Source organism: Chryseobacterium polytrichastri (genome assembly GCF_900142445.1).
Taxonomy (GTDB): Bacteria; Bacteroidota; Bacteroidia; order Flavobacteriales; family Weeksellaceae; genus Chryseobacterium; species Chryseobacterium polytrichastri.
The window spans coordinates 30,787-45,065 of the sequence record NZ_FRAV01000026.1 but is presented as its reverse complement, the minus strand read 5'-3'; the positions used below and the strand labels follow the sequence as shown (position 1 = coordinate 45,065).

General features: G+C 34.2%; 15 protein-coding genes. 12 read left to right on the top strand and 3 right to left on the bottom strand.

What is annotated here, in order from left to right; genetic code table 11:
- Window positions 1–5 precede the first annotated feature (5 nt).
- A complete protein-coding gene (locus BUB80_RS15725) occupies window positions 6–242 on the bottom strand; it encodes a hypothetical protein (protein WP_073294633.1) in 237 nt (78 codons plus the stop codon).
- A gap of 142 nt (window positions 243–384) precedes the next feature.
- On the opposite strand from BUB80_RS15725, the gene BUB80_RS15720 reads away from it, so the two are divergent.
- From BUB80_RS15720 to BUB80_RS15670, 11 genes are all read left to right on the top strand, one after another.
- Window positions 385–2,481 carry a M13 family metallopeptidase gene (locus BUB80_RS15720; RefSeq protein ID WP_073294628.1) on the top strand — a complete coding sequence of 699 codons (2,097 nt, stop codon included), beginning with the start codon at window positions 385–387 and terminating at the stop codon, window positions 2,479–2,481.
- 155 nt (window positions 2,482–2,636) lie between these two features.
- Complete coding sequence (locus tag BUB80_RS15715; RefSeq protein WP_083547194.1) at window positions 2,637–3,185, top strand: type VI secretion system contractile sheath small subunit; 549 nt, start codon at window positions 2,637–2,639, stop codon at window positions 3,183–3,185.
- A 24-nt stretch (window positions 3,186–3,209) separates the two neighbouring features.
- Window positions 3,210–4,574, top strand: a complete 1,365-nt coding sequence (locus BUB80_RS15710; RefSeq protein WP_073294621.1) for a DUF5458 family protein — start codon at window positions 3,210–3,212, stop codon at window positions 4,572–4,574.
- Between the two features lie 81 nt (window positions 4,575–4,655).
- A complete protein-coding gene (locus BUB80_RS15705; RefSeq protein WP_228433848.1) occupies window positions 4,656–5,114 on the top strand; it encodes a hypothetical protein in 459 nt (152 codons plus the stop codon).
- Between the two features lie 156 nt (window positions 5,115–5,270).
- Window positions 5,271–6,314 carry an A/G-specific adenine glycosylase gene (gene mutY / locus BUB80_RS15700; protein WP_073294615.1) on the top strand — a complete coding sequence of 348 codons (1,044 nt, stop codon included), beginning with the start codon at window positions 5,271–5,273 and terminating at the stop codon, window positions 6,312–6,314.
- Between the two features lie 201 nt (window positions 6,315–6,515).
- Window positions 6,516–7,073 carry a gliding motility lipoprotein GldD gene (gldD, locus tag BUB80_RS15695; protein WP_073294612.1) on the top strand — a complete coding sequence of 186 codons (558 nt, stop codon included), beginning with the start codon at window positions 6,516–6,518 and terminating at the stop codon, window positions 7,071–7,073.
- Window positions 7,074–7,101: 28 nt separating this feature from the next.
- Complete coding sequence (locus tag BUB80_RS15690) at window positions 7,102–8,025, top strand: PfkB family carbohydrate kinase (RefSeq protein ID WP_073294609.1); 924 nt, start codon at window positions 7,102–7,104, stop codon at window positions 8,023–8,025.
- An 87-nt stretch (window positions 8,026–8,112) separates the two neighbouring features.
- The gene (locus BUB80_RS15685) at window positions 8,113–9,483 is read left to right on the top strand and encodes a peptidylprolyl isomerase (RefSeq protein ID WP_073294606.1); all 1,371 of its coding nucleotides are present in this window, start codon (window positions 8,113–8,115) and stop codon (window positions 9,481–9,483) included.
- A gap of 83 nt (window positions 9,484–9,566) precedes the next feature.
- The gene (locus tag BUB80_RS15680) at window positions 9,567–10,064 is read left to right on the top strand and encodes a hypothetical protein (RefSeq protein WP_139262725.1); all 498 of its coding nucleotides are present in this window, start codon (window positions 9,567–9,569) and stop codon (window positions 10,062–10,064) included.
- A 109-nt stretch (window positions 10,065–10,173) separates the two neighbouring features.
- Window positions 10,174–11,163 carry an NAD(P)H-dependent flavin oxidoreductase gene (locus tag BUB80_RS15675; RefSeq protein ID WP_228433846.1) on the top strand — a complete coding sequence of 330 codons (990 nt, stop codon included), beginning with the start codon at window positions 10,174–10,176 and terminating at the stop codon, window positions 11,161–11,163.
- Window positions 11,164–11,178: 15 nt separating this feature from the next.
- Window positions 11,179–11,961: an alpha/beta fold hydrolase gene (locus BUB80_RS15670; RefSeq protein ID WP_073294600.1), complete on the top strand. Its 783-nt coding sequence runs from the start codon at window positions 11,179–11,181 to the stop codon at window positions 11,959–11,961.
- 79 nt (window positions 11,962–12,040) lie between these two features.
- On the opposite strand, the gene BUB80_RS15665 is transcribed toward BUB80_RS15670, so the two are convergent.
- Complete coding sequence (locus BUB80_RS15665) at window positions 12,041–12,658, bottom strand: HD domain-containing protein (RefSeq protein ID WP_073294595.1); 618 nt, start codon at window positions 12,656–12,658, stop codon at window positions 12,041–12,043.
- A 29-nt stretch (window positions 12,659–12,687) separates the two neighbouring features.
- Complete coding sequence (locus BUB80_RS15660) at window positions 12,688–12,987, bottom strand: rhodanese-like domain-containing protein (protein ID WP_073294592.1); 300 nt, start codon at window positions 12,985–12,987, stop codon at window positions 12,688–12,690.
- A 125-nt stretch (window positions 12,988–13,112) separates the two neighbouring features.
- Here BUB80_RS15660 and queG point away from each other — a divergent pair, with 125 nt between their 5' ends.
- A complete protein-coding gene (queG, locus tag BUB80_RS15655; RefSeq protein WP_073294589.1) occupies window positions 13,113–14,057 on the top strand; it encodes a tRNA epoxyqueuosine(34) reductase QueG in 945 nt (314 codons plus the stop codon).
- The last annotated feature ends 222 nt before the right edge of the window (window positions 14,058–14,279 follow it).

Here is a 14,279-nt window from a genome sequence, read left to right as displayed (position 1 = left end):
GCCGCTCAGAAATGAGTGGCTTTTTTGTTTTTAAGGAGCTTTATCCCGCTTTCTGCTATATCTTTTTGGTTACGGCTCCGCTTCGCTCCGCCGCAACCAAAAAGGATGCCGCGCCAATCGGGGCTAGGGTTTTGGTCTTTTATTTCAACCTCAGGAAAAATATAAAGCGGGTGACTTCCACCAATAGGAATGGGCTTTAGCCCGTTTTTAACTTCAAATATTTCAAAAATGGCTTTAGCCAAAAATTAAATTTACACACACTTTTTTACTCATAATCATAACTTATGACTAATAACCCACAATCATTTATCAATTATGATTTATTATTTATAACATAAATTCGTATATTTGGTAAGTTTGTGTAAAATCAAAAAATTATCTTTAATGAAAAAGCTAAATATTGGGATACTTGCTCTTTCGGGTATTGTATTTTTAAATTCATGTGGTGCGACAAAAACTGCGGAAACAAGTAAGAAAACTGAACCGGCAGTCGTGGTGGTAGATCCTGTGAAAGTTCAGGTAAAAGAAGAGGGAATTAATTTATCTTATATGGATAAAAGCGTTCGTCCACAAGATGATTTTTTTAGCTATGTTAACGGAAATTGGGTGAAAACTACTCAGATTCCTTCTGATAAAGCGAGCTGGGGATCTTTCAATGCGTTGAGAGAAAATGTGGATGATGCTTCTTTGGATATTTTAAATAAAATTTTATCTGAAAAATATACTGAAGGTTCAGAAGGACAAAAAATTCAGAATCTATATGCATCTTTTATGGATGTCAGCAAAAGAGATGCTGAAGGGCTTGCGCCGATTAAAGGTGATTTAGTAAAGATTGATGCCATCAAAAATATTAATGATCTTCAGAAATATTTATTGGATGCTACAAAATTAAGCGACAATTCTTTCTATGGATGGAGAGTGGGCGCAGATATGAAGAATTCTACAATGAATGCGGTGTATCTTGGCGGTCCGGATCTTGGCTTGGGAAGAGATTATTATCAAAAAGTAAATGAAGCAAACACTAAAACATTAGCTGAATACCAAACGTATGTTGGGAAGCTATTTGGTGTTTTAGGATATAAAAATTCTGATGCTGCTGCAAAAAATGTAGTAGATTTCGAAAAGCAATTGGCAAACTATTTATTGACTCTTGAGCAAAACAGAGATGCCAATTTAAGATATAATCCTAAAAATGTATCTGAATTATCTGGGTTGGTTAAGAATGTAAACTTAGCTAAATATTTAACGGATGCAGGAGTAAAGACAGATAAAGTGATTATTGGTGAGTTGAAATACTACCAAAATATGGATCAGTTCCTGACGCAAAAGAACCTTCCCTTATTAAAGGATTATTTAAAATATCATATCATTAATGGGAATGCTTCTAATTTAGATTCTAGTTTAGAGCAGATTCGTTTTGATTTCTATTCAAAATATCTTCAGGGTCAGAAAGAGCAGCGTCCAATGAACAAAAGAGGTCTTTCTCTTGTAAATAGTGTTCTAGGTGAAGCTTTTGGTAAATTATATGTTGAAAAATATTTCACTCCGGAAGCAAAAGCGCAGATGGAGACCTATATTCAATATATCTTAAGATCATTTAAAACACATATCAATGATATGGATTGGATGTCTCCTGAAACAAAAGTAAAAGCTCAGGAAAAATTATCAAAATTCACGGTAAAAATTGCATATCCTGATAAATGGAAAGATTATACTTTGCTAAAAGTAGGATCTCCGGCGCAAGGAGCAAATTTATATTCTAACCTTCAAAATGTTGCTGAATGGCAATATCAGAAAAGTTTAGACAAAGTAGGAAAGCCTGTTGACAAGACAGAATGGGGAATGACGCCACAAACGGTAAATGCATATTATAGTGGTTCAAACAACGAGATTGTTTTCCCTGCAGCCATCCTTCAACCTCCTTTCTATAATCCTAATGCAGATGCAGCAGTAAACTTTGGGGGAATTGGTGCGGTAATTGGTCACGAGATTTCTCATGGTTTTGATGACAGTGGTTCTCGTTTCGATGGTGATGGAAACCTTAATAATTGGTGGACAGATGCTGACCGTAAAAACTTTGATGCTAAAGTGGGACAGCTGGCTGCTCAATACAGCGCTTACGAACCAGTAAAAGGAAGTTTTGTGAACGGTAAATTTACAAGTGGTGAGAATATCGGAGATTTAGGTGGAGTAGCAGTAGCTTACGATGCGCTTCAAATGTATCTTAAAGATAAAGGAAACCCAGGATCAATCAGCGGATTTACCCAAGATCAGAGATTCTTTATGAGTTGGGCAACCGTTTGGAGAACAAAATCTACAGATCAGTATATGACGAATCAAGTAAAAACAGATCCGCATTCGCCTGGAATTTTCAGAGCATTCGGGCCTTTAGTTAACCAGGATTCGTTTATGAAAGCATTTGATATAAAGACTGGAGACAAATTATATAAAGCTCCTCAGGACAGAATAAAAATTTGGTAACATAGCCAAAAATTGTTAGAATAGAAAAACGCGTCAGAAATGATGCGTTTTTTTATTTATTTTTCATAGTTTAGTGACGTTGTAAAATGATAATATTATGCCCTTAATACTGCGTAATATTAAATATTTCAAGAAAAATCTTAACAAAATTTTGTATGTTACAGTTTTTTTTTAAATTTAAACATTGGATTGGTCAGCTATTTGATACAGATAAACCCAATTCACACCAAAATCTAAAATCTCAAAATAAGAATAATATGGCAATGTTTAATTATGGTGTTGGCGGAAACGAGGTAAAAGTAGACGCTAATGAAGCTATTCAGCAAATACAGGAGAATAAGTCTCTGATTGTTAGCCAGCTTACGACCGACGAATCATATGTACCTGAAATTGTAACAGGATTAAAGACTGTGGAGGATGTCTTCAAACATTTCCAGCCTTCTGTAGCTGTACAGCACGAAACAGAAGATGGTAGAGTGATAGAAGAGGAATTCCGTTTTCAAAATCTTGCGGACTTCACTCCCAAAAATCTTACTCAGAAATCAAATTACTTACAAGAACTTAGCATGGAGCAAGAGCAATATAATAAAATTGTTCGCCAGCTAAAAACGAATAAGATTCTGCGTAATATGCTGGAAAACGATCAGACAAGAGCTGCGTTTGTGGAAGTATTGAAAGAAGTGGCACAAGAACTTGAAAAATAATTTAAAGACTTTACATTAAAACACATGGATAGTAAATTACAGCCGGCGGAAAACCAACAGCAAGGTCAACAGCAACAACAGGGAGGTCAGCCGAAAGGCAATCCAATTGCGGAGCTCAATAAAATTGGAGGTTTCGGATTTGTTGAATCTGTTGTAGATGGCATCGCCAACATGAACCCAACAAGAAAAGCTAGGAAAGAAATTTTCCTTACCGATAATAATAAGACAGATGAAAGAAAAGAGTTACTTCAAAAAATTAATCTTTGGGTTAATCTTTTAGAAGGTAACGAATCTGCTGATAAAATGGCTGATACCTGCAAAGCAAAAGCACAGCAGGCAGATCAAAGTTTAAAATCAAACTTAAAAAATACGCTTGACTCAGTACGTCAGTTAGAGACAAGCTACAGAACGGTAGCACAATTTTATAAAAATACTGAACTTGACAAAGTTGATAATGTAAGTATTGTGAACGCTACTTTAGAGCAGGTTTCAGATCTTGATAACCCGCTTTTCATTGATGCTATTTCCGACGAATTTAAGAATTACTACGATCGTTTGGATCTTAGAGACAATTATTCTCTTTTAGCAATTCCAGGATATTTAGGATCAAATAAAGTAATTGAAAAATGGGCAAAGATTTGTAACGAAAACAAAGTAATGTTGGTTACAGATTTTGCTAATCTTGATAAACCGGATGATGTAGTAGATTTATTCCATTCTGCGAATCTTACAGGGGGAGAATTACACAGAAGTAATGTTATTATGACGTGTAACTGGCTTGTAGGCCGTGGAAGAGCTGAAGAAGTAGGAGAAGAGGAGAACGTAGAGCTTCCACCTTCAACTTCATTAGCAGGGAAAATTCATAAAACATTGATGTCTCAGGTTGCTGCAGGTAAAAAGCATGGTAATATTAACGAAGTTGATGCCGTAAAATTCGAATTGAAGAAAAGCGAAATTTCTCAGTTAGAAAAAATGGGATTGGTTCCTATGGTTAATGAGTACGGTAAGATCATGGCTTTCTCTGCAAAAACATTGTTTACAGGAGATAATATAGGGCTTCAGACGTATTCAGTTGTTCGTGTATTCGATTATGTAACTAAAGTTTTATTGGATTTCTTAAACAGAAGAGCTTTCGAAAACTGGAGTTCTAAAAATGAAGATGATTTAAGAAGACAGATTGTTACGTTCTTAGATGGTATCAAAGGAGCTGATAAATTGATTGAGAAGTTCAAAATCGTGCGTTTTGAGCAGGATAAAGTAAACAAAGACAGAGTGTGGCTAGATATTCGTTTGACACCTTATTTCCCTACAAAGAGTTTCGTTATTAAATTAGACGGACACAAAGGAGATGATGGTAACGAATGGGAATCACAATACACTCAAGACTAAACTAAATCAAATTTTTATACTAAAAAACCGATGCAATTATTTTACATCGGTTTTTTTCTACCAAATCTCAAAATTATTAATATGAAAGATAGACTAATATATCTTTTACCAATTTTTCTTATGGTTTTTGCAGTAAGCTGTGGAGACAAAAAACTTCAGGACTCTCAGCATACTATAGATCTTTTTAAAGATCAGCGTCAGGAAGGTAAGGCGTATGTCATGAGTGCAGAAGAATCTAGCCAAGCAAGTGCAATGGTAATTACGAGTTCAAATGTGAAACTTGTGGACAGTGATTCGGGACGTGGAAGACCCGTTTTTATATATAAAGTGAATGATGGAGAAGTTGTGAAAACAACAAGAGATTCTATCGTTACTTTTCCTTTTCAGTTTCTTTCTAATCACAAATTAGATTTGAAAAAAGAGGCAATGTACCTCTATCTTCAAAAACTGGAAGGGTATCGTTTTATTGCAAAAGATAAAAATCTTAAATATCAATGGTTAAAAGATGCTCCGGTTTATTCCGTGAAAGCTGATAAATAAAATTTTATATTTGCAGCCGAGAATTATAATCTGTAAATTCAGATATTTCGACTCCGTTTAGAATGACATCAATACAAATAGGCTGTAAAACAGTTGGTATGATAAGTGTCTTGCTGAGCGGAGTCGAAGCATCTATAATAATGAAGAAGACACCCTTTGGAAAAAATAGAAAACTCAGACTTCAAACACATCGGCAATAAACTCCTGAATTGGTACAAAGAAAATGCAAGAGATTTACCTTTCAGACAAACGAAAGATCCTTATAAGATCTGGATCTGCGAGATTGTTTTTCAGCAGACAAGGATCAATCAGGGGCTTAATCATTACAATAATTTCATAAAACGATTTCCGGATGTGAAAACGTTGGCAGATGCTGCAGAAGATGAGGTGTTGTTGTATTGGAAAGGTTTGGGCTATTATTCCAGAGCGATAAATATTCATAAAGCAGCCCAACAGATCATGAATGATTATGAAGGATTTTTTCCTTCTGATTCTGATGAGATTCTAAAACTAAGGGGAGTCGGTAAATACACTGCGGCGGCTGTTTCAAGCATTTGTTTTAATGGAAAAATGCCTGCTGTTGATGGTAATTTTTATCGTGTTTTAAGCCGAGTTTTTGCGGATGATTTTGATGTATCTAATTCCAGAGCTTTTAATTATTTCTCTGAATTGGCAACTTTGGTCTTACCCGAAAATGTAGGAGATTTCAACCAGGCGATGATGGATTTAGGTTCGGAGGTTTGCAAACCTAAAAATCCACTTTGTGGAGAATGTCCTTTAAATGAAGATTGCTTGGCGTTTTCATTACATAAGATTTCTGAATTTCCTGTGAAGACAAAAAAAGTAAAAGCTTCAGATTTAGGTTTAACATATTATTTTGTTCACAGAAATGGTCAGTTTTTAATCCAACAAAGAAAAGATGATTTCATTTGGAAAAAGTTATTTGAATTTCCCCCTGAGATTTCTGAAGAGTTGATGCCTTTTATTAAAAGTGCAAAAACAGTTAATCATAAACTGACACACAAAAATTTAAGCATAGAAATTTTTAATGTAGAAGTAGATTCGGAAACGGTTTGGGAAGATTTCATTATTAAACATAATTACACCATTACCAATGTTGAAGGTTCTCATGAAAAGTCATTCCCAAAACCTTTGGAGAATTATATTGAAAACTATGATACGGCGTATCGAATCCTTTGATGTCATTGTGAGGAGCGAAGCGACGAAGCAATCTCTAAAAATTAAGTTGAGATTCTTTCATTACACTTTGTTTTGTTCAGAATGACAGTATTCCGTTTAAAACAAATAAAATGTATAATTAAATAAAATTCAATTTCAAAACTCATTGAAATGCTGAAATTTGTCTTCCTATATCTGAAATCTAATTTGTACTTTTGCAAAATGATTAAAAAAGTCATTTTTATATTTGCTTCATTGCTTTTAATATCATGTGGAAAAGATCCTGTTCTTAAACCTTATGGAGAACTGAGATTAGAGTATCCCACACCAACATATCAGAAATTTGAAAACAACTGTGCGTACACATTTGAGTATTCAGATTTTGCTAAAATTACGGATGCTAAAAAGCCATGTTGGTATTATCTGAATTATCCTAAAATGAAGGCAAAATTGTTCGTGACCTATTATCCGATTAATAATGACTTTGCTGAACATATCAAAGAAGCTGAAAAAATGGTGTACGAACATACCATTAAAGCAAGCTCAATAGACACGAAATCTTTCGAGTATCCTGATAAGAAGGTATACGGAAATTTCTATGAGCTGAAAGGACAGAGTGCTTCAAATCTTCAATTTTACATTACAGACAGCACAAAACACTTTGTGACTGCTTATTTATACTTTAATACAAGACCTAAACCAGATTCATTGGCTCCTGCTGTGGATTATATCAAGAAAGATATGAAACACCTGCTGGATACTTTCGAATGGAAAAAATAATTTACTTTAACAATACATTGAAAAATATATGAAACTTTTAGTTGTTGGAAGCGTTGCGTTTGATGCAATCGAAACACCATTTGGTAAAACAGATAAAATTTTAGGAGGTGCTGCTACTTATATCAGTATTACTTCATCTATTTTGGGCGTAAAATCCGGAATTGTTTCTATCGTAGGAGGAGATTTCCCACAAGAACACCTTGATATGTTTACAGACAGAGATGTAAACATCGAAGGAATTGAAATCGTAAAAGAAGGAAAAACATTTTTCTGGTCAGGAAAATATCATAATGACCTGAATACAAGAGATACTTTGGTAACGGAAGTAAACGTTTTAGAACATTTTGAGCCAAAGATTCCAGATTCTATGCAGGATTCAGAAATCTTGTTATTAGGGAACCTACACCCAGGTGTTCAGTTATCTGTTCTTGAAAAAATGAATCAACGTCCTAAGTTGGTTATTTTAGATACAATGAATTTCTGGATGGATTGTGCTTGGGATATCTTAATGGAAATGATTGCTAAAACTGATGTAATCACAATTAATGATGAAGAGGCAAGACAACTTTCTGGGGAATATTCTTTAGTGAAAGCTGCTAAGAAAATTCATACGATGGGTCCTAAATATGTTATCATCAAAAAAGGAGAGCATGGAGCTTTACTTTTCCACGATGGTAAAGTATTTGCAATCCCGGCTCTTCCATTAGAAGATGTGTTTGATCCAACTGGAGCAGGAGATACTTTTGCAGGAGGTTTCGCAGCATATTTAGCTAAAAAAGGAAAGATAGATTTCGAAACAATGAAGTCTGCTTTAATCGTTGGTTCTGCAATGGCTTCGTTCACGGTTGAAAAATTCGGAACAGAAAGAATTGAGGAAGTAAGCGAAGCTGATATGTTCAGTAGATTAAGACAATTCAAGGAATTAACAACATTTGATGTAGAACTAGAATAAATACATCTTTTTAAGAAATATTTATAATAAAAAATTTAGCATAATTCATTAAGAATTCTAAATTTGCAACTTGTTTAAAATAGTAAAATGACAAATAAACTAAAGATCACTTTTCTTTTTGGAATTTTCATGATTTTGTTCTCTACAAATATGATGAAAGCTCAACTAAAACCTGGAGAACTAGTGGATGGTATTGCTGCTGTAATTGGAGATGAAATTGTTCTGGAATCCGATGTGAGTGAACAAATGAATTATGCCAAACAGCAGGGAGCTTCTAATACAGATAAATGTGAGTTTTTGGAGAACTTGATCAACAATAAACTTCTTGTTTACGAAGCAAAAAAAGATACTTTAATTGAAAACCGTTCTGCTGCAATCAAAGAACAGGCAAATGGGAAATATGCTCAGCTACTTTCTCAGTTTCCGGACGAGAAGTCTATGTTAGCAGCGTATAAGTTCAGAACGGGATACGAAATGAAGAATGCTATCGAAAAGATCGATACAGACACATATTACGGTCAGGCAAAATACCAAAGAATTACAGAGAAAGCAGACGTTACTCCTAACGAAGTTACCGATTTCTTTAATCTGTATAAAGCGCAATTGCCAGAGATTAAGGATGAAGTTTCCTTAGCTCAGATCGTTATGAACCCTAAATTGACAGAAGCTCACAAACAAGAGATTATTGCGAGACTTAAGAAAATTAAACAAGATATTGCAGGAGGAGAAAGTTTTGAAAGCCAGGCGAGAATTTATTCTGAAGACCCGGGTTCTGCTTCTAATGGAGGTCTGATGAAGAATATTTCAAAAGGACAGATGGTGAAGCCTTTCGAGGCTGCTGCTTTAAATCTTCAGGAAGGTGAGATCTCAGATCCTGTAGAATCTGAATTTGGATATCACATTATTCAGTTGGTTAAAAAATCAGGAAAGAACTACGATGCGAGACACATTCTTTTAATGGCAACGCCTACTGATGCTGAAATTAAAACGGCTAAAGTAAAATTAGACAGTATCAGAACATTAATTGTTGACGGTAAAATGACATTTAAAGATGCTTCTTTTAGATTTTCAGACGATAAGAGAACTAAATTCAATGCTGGGATCATTCCTGGAGCTGATGGTTCAAATAAAATTGAAAGAGAAAGTATTCCCGGATCAATCAGCTACGAATTAGCAGGGTTAAATAAAGGAGATATTACAACAGCTTTTGATGACGAAGACGAGAGAAAAAGAAAAGTGGTGAAGATTGTTAAATTGGAAGATGTAATTCCTGCTCATAAAATTACTTTAGAAACCGATTTCGACAGAATAAAGCAGATGGCTCTTAACAAAAAGAAAAATGAAATGATTGAGAAGTTTGTAAACTCAAAATTACCAACCACATTCATATCTATCAATGGCCGTTATGATTCTTGCAACTTCAAAGGAGCTTGGAAGAAACCGAAAGCCAAAAAATAAAATCAAAACCTTCAGAATTTCTGGAGGTTTTTTTATGTCTTAATTCCAAAAAAGTTTTTAATTTTAATTCAGAAACAATACGAATGGATTATCATTTTTATCAGCAGAAATTTCAAGAGGCATTGGATCAGATTTCTCTAAAAGAATTTAATGAGTTAGGGTTAAAAATTTCAGTTGAAACAATTCTGGAATCTGTGGCATTAAAAATATACAAACCTGAATGGTCTAGTGATCCTCATTCACCATTGGGTGCTTTAAGCAGAATATTTTTCTCCATCTGGGTTAGCGGTAAAACGATTGAAGAGGGGAGATTATATTATAATATTCATGCTTTGAAATTAAGAGAATTAAAAGGCTATACAATAGAAAGCAGACGTTTTGCCGAAGATTTTAGAAATAAATTTATAGAATATCAAAAAGAGTGGGATAATGTAAGTGTAAAATTTGGTCCACTGACATTAATGCAAGGTTGGCGCGAATTAAAAACTGAAAATCTACAACGAGATATTATTAAATTAAGCTACAGCTTTTTAGAAATCAGTCCAATTATTGATGAGACTTTAAGTCATTTTAAAATTTAGCAGATTCAAACTGCCATTGCTGAGTGAAACGCCCTTGCGAACGAAAAATATTCTCAATATTAGTAAAAACCTTCGCGTCCTTTGCGCTAAAAAATATTATTTTTACAGCATGAGCAATTTTATAGATTTTAATTCAGCTAAAAAACTTCATGAGATGCAGCAAAGTCAAAATAGAATTTCAAAACTTTTTAATATACAATATCCCATTATTCAGGCAGGAATGATTTGGCATTCCGGATGGAAATTGGCTTCTGCTGTTTCTAATTGTGGAGGCTTAGGCTTAATTGGCGCAGGAAGTATGTATCCTGACGTTTTAAGAGAGAACATCCAAAAATGTAAACAGGCTACCAATAAACCTTTTGGAGTGAATGTTCCTATGCTATATCCTAATTTGGAAGAAGTCATTCAAATTATTCTGGAAGAAGGGGTAAAGATCGTTTTTACTTCTGCGGGAAGTCCCAAAACTTACACAGAAACACTTCAGAAAGAAGGGTTGAAAGTAGCTCACGTTGTTTCTTCCACAAAATTCGCAGTGAAATGTGAAGATGCAGGAGTTGATGCCATTGTAGCAGAAGGTTTTGAAGCAGGTGGACACAACGGAAGAGATGAAACAACAACATTCTGTTTAATTCCGAATGTGAAACAGCATATTTCTAAACCATTGATCGCAGCGGGTGGAATCGCATTAGGCTCACAGATGAAAGCTGCCATGATTCTTGGTGCAGACGGAGTACAGATTGGATCTCGTTTTGCCGCGACCACTGAAGCCAGCGCACACGAAAACTGGAAAAAGAAGATAACAGAACTTAACGAAGGGGATACTCTTCTTACATTAAAAGAGCTAGCACCCGTAAGAATGGTCAAAAATAAGTTCTTTAACGAATTGGAGGGGATTTATCAGACTGGGAGAAATACAGAAGCTTTAGTGGCTTCATTAGGCCGAGCAAGAGCCAAACGTGGAATGTTTGAAGGGGATATGGAAGATGGCGAATTAGAAATTGGTCAGGTTTCAGCATTGATTCATGATGTTTTACCTGTAGAAACTGTTTTCAGTAATTTATTGAAGGAATTCGAAGAAGCAAAAGCTCCAAGTTTTTAATTAAGTTTTATAGCAATGGAAGGAAGGATAATAGATGTACAGGGTAAAAAACTTTATATAGAATATAATAATTCGTTTGAAAATAAACCTACAATTGTCTTTTTACACGATTCTTTAGGTTGTACACAGCTTTGGAGGGATTTCCCTGCTCAATTGGCGAAAGAAACTCAGTGTAATGTTTTGGTCTATGATCGTTTAGGATATGGTAAATCTTTTCCTATGTTTTCTCATGAAAGAGAAAATAATTACATGGAATTGGAAGCAGATTTGTTGAATGAATTATTAGATGAATTAAATATCAATAATGCAATTCTTTTTGGGCATAGTGACGGCGGAACCATTGCGTTAATCGCCGCTTCAAAATATCCTGAAAATATAGAAGCTGTAATTTGTGAAGCTGGACACATTTTCGTTGAAGATATTACGGTTAAAGGAGTCTCTGATGCTTTTGAAGCCTATCAAACTACCAATTTACCGGAACGTTTAGCAAAATATCACGGGGATAAAGTTCCGATGATTGTGAAAGCTTGGACGGAAATTTGGCTAAGCGAAAGATTTAAAAGTTGGAATATTGAATATCTTTTAAAAAATATCACAAGTCCATTGCTCTTTATTCAGGGAGAAGCCGATGAATATGGAACGTTGGATCAGGTTGAAAAAACAGTACATCAGGTGAGTGGAAGTTCAGAGAAATATATTATTCCCGATGTTGGTCACACACCACACAAAGAAGTACCTGATCTGGTTTTGAATAAATCAGCTGAGTTTATTAATCATGTAATGAAAAATAAGAACTAGGAAATATCAATTTTATCAATAGGAGCGGACTTTAGTCCGCTTTTAAATTTTAATCTAATCAATAGGCTTTAGCCAAAACTTATAAAAGACTAATTTCAAATTCAATATTCTTTCTTGCCTGAATTTCATATTTTTCAAGGAAATAATCGGTTTTAAAAATATTTTCTAATGCTAGAAAATGTTGCAGGACTTTTTTTCTTCCCGGCTTGTAAAGAAAATCCGGGTAAATAGAATATTCTTTTCTTATTTTTTTCGTGTATTCAAGATAGGTTTCAATATCCTTTCCAAGTATTGAGAGATCTGCATCCAACAGGTAATTGATATCTTGATCATCAGATTTTTGATGTGCTTTTGTTGCTATAATTTGGTTGGAAATGGCATCAATTAATTCTTGATTCATATCCAACTTTTGAAGTCTTATTTTAGCGTATTCTGCACTTTTTTCTTCATTCGATTTTGATGAGGCATCATAAATTACATCATGATAGAAAACAGAAAAAGAAATAGTACTAAAGTTTGAAACTTTATCTTTCACAGATTCAAGTTCAGAAAACATATTTTGAAGGTGTTTCAAATTATGATAATGCCTGCTTTTTTCTGAATACTTTGTTTGAATTTCCAACCATAAATTGTCAATAAGATTTTGATCTTTAGTGGATGGGAAACAAAGTTGGTTGAATCTGTCTTTAAGTTCCATTATAAAATATTTTAGATAAAAAAAGGAACTTAAAAAGTTCCTTGATTTGCTTCTAGATTCGCTTTAAGCTCAGCCCAGCCTCCGCCGTTGTGACCGTCTTTCAACCCTTGAGAATTAAGATATTCTAATGCTTTACCACTTCTATTACCACTTCTGCAGAATAAAATTACTGGTTTTTCAATAGATAAGATTTCTTCTTTTCTATCTTCTACTTCTCCTAAAGGGATATTGGTAGCACCTTCTATATTTCCGTCCATTTCCAATTCCATTGGTTCACGAACGTCTATTAATTCATAGTTTCCTGATTTTATAACTTCTGTTAAAGACATAATTCTATTTATATTTAGAGTTAAAATAATTACAGTAGGTAGATGAAAGAAAGGCCTGCTTTCATTCATTTATCTAAAGCCTAAACAAATTTATAAAATAATCTTAGTTTTGCAATGTAAAAATCATGAATTCGAATGCCGAAAAATATTCACAATTAATTAAATCCAAAGCCGAGCGTTTTGGGTTTCAAAGCTGTGGTATTTCTAAGGCTGATTTCTTGGAAGAAGATGCTAGAAATCTAGAAAAATGGTTGAAGAATAATTTTCATGGAGAAATGAAATACATGGAAAATTATTTTGATAAAAGACTTGATCCAAGATTATTGGTGGAAGGTTCTAAATCTGTGATTTCACTTTCCTATAATTATTTCCCCAAAGAGAAGATCTCGACACTAGAAAATTACAAGATCTCGAAATATGCATATGCAGAAGATTATCATGAGGTCGTAAAAGAAATTCTTCGTGAAATGGTAGAGGAGTTGAGAGAAGAGATCGGGGATTTTGATTGTCGGGTTTTTGTAGATTCAGCGCCGGTGTTGGAAAGAAGCTGGGCTAGAAAATCAGGAATCGGATGGGTAGGGAAAAATGCAAATTTGATTACAAAACAAAATGGGTCCTTTTATTTTCTAGCGGAGATTATTTGCGATTTAGAATTAATTCAGGATCATGAAACAACAGATCATTGCGGAACTTGCAGAAAATGCATTGATGCTTGTCCAACAGATGCTATTGTTTCTGAAAAGCTGATTGATGGAAGCAAATGTATTTCTTATGCTACGATAGAGTTGAAAAATGAAATTCCTGATTCTTTTAAAGATAAAATGGAAGACTGGATGTTCGGTTGCGATATCTGTCAGGATGTTTGTCCGTGGAATCGGTTTTCAGCACCAAATCTTCAAACCAAATTTGCTCCAAATGAAGCTCTCAAAAATTTTAAAAAAGGAGAGTGGAAAGAACTTACTCAAGAATTATTTTCAGAAATTTTTAGAAAATCTCCTGTCAAGAGAACGAAATTTGCGGGATTGAAAAGAAATATTGAATTTTTAGAACAACCTTTAGATAAATTTTAGGTCAGTTTTTGGGTGATAAATCCTCGTTTGAAATTTTTAGGTTCCAAAACAAAAGCGGTTAATCGTCCATTCCTTATACTTTTTGTGGTAAAGGAGGATAAGATATAGGTAAGTAAAACTCAATAAAAGCCTTTCCTAAAAAGAAAAAATGACTTTCAAAAAGATAAAATCTCTTAGAAAATCAACGTTTTTTTTGCACTCTTTTTGGGGCAGTTTTTACTC

What these genes read in the sequence shown, in the direction of transcription:
- BUB80_RS15675 (WP_228433846.1), top strand. Translation starts at nt 10,174, where the DNA reads ATGAGCAATTTTATAGATTTTAATTCAGCTAAAAAACTTCATGAGATG.
- BUB80_RS15705 (WP_228433848.1), top strand. Translation starts at nt 4,656, where the DNA reads ATGAAAGATAGACTAATATATCTTTTACCAATTTTTCTTATGGTTTTT.
- gldD (WP_073294612.1), top strand. Translation starts at nt 6,516, where the DNA reads ATGATTAAAAAAGTCATTTTTATATTTGCTTCATTGCTTTTAATATCA.
- BUB80_RS15665 (WP_073294595.1), bottom strand. Translation starts at nt 12,658, where the DNA reads ATGGAACTTAAAGACAGATTCAACCAACTTTGTTTCCCATCCACTAAA.
- BUB80_RS15660 (WP_073294592.1), bottom strand. Translation starts at nt 12,987, where the DNA reads ATGTCTTTAACAGAAGTTATAAAATCAGGAAACTATGAATTAATAGAC.
- queG (WP_073294589.1), top strand. Translation starts at nt 13,113, where the DNA reads ATGAATTCGAATGCCGAAAAATATTCACAATTAATTAAATCCAAAGCC.
- BUB80_RS15715 (WP_083547194.1), top strand. Translation starts at nt 2,637, where the DNA reads ATGTTACAGTTTTTTTTTAAATTTAAACATTGGATTGGTCAGCTATTT.
- BUB80_RS15690 (WP_073294609.1), top strand. Translation starts at nt 7,102, where the DNA reads ATGAAACTTTTAGTTGTTGGAAGCGTTGCGTTTGATGCAATCGAAACA.
- BUB80_RS15670 (WP_073294600.1), top strand. Translation starts at nt 11,179, where the DNA reads ATGGAAGGAAGGATAATAGATGTACAGGGTAAAAAACTTTATATAGAA.
- BUB80_RS15710 (WP_073294621.1), top strand. Translation starts at nt 3,210, where the DNA reads ATGGATAGTAAATTACAGCCGGCGGAAAACCAACAGCAAGGTCAACAG.
- BUB80_RS15680 (WP_139262725.1), top strand. Translation starts at nt 9,567, where the DNA reads ATGGATTATCATTTTTATCAGCAGAAATTTCAAGAGGCATTGGATCAG.
- BUB80_RS15720 (WP_073294628.1), top strand. Translation starts at nt 385, where the DNA reads ATGAAAAAGCTAAATATTGGGATACTTGCTCTTTCGGGTATTGTATTT.
- BUB80_RS15685 (WP_073294606.1), top strand. Translation starts at nt 8,113, where the DNA reads ATGACAAATAAACTAAAGATCACTTTTCTTTTTGGAATTTTCATGATT.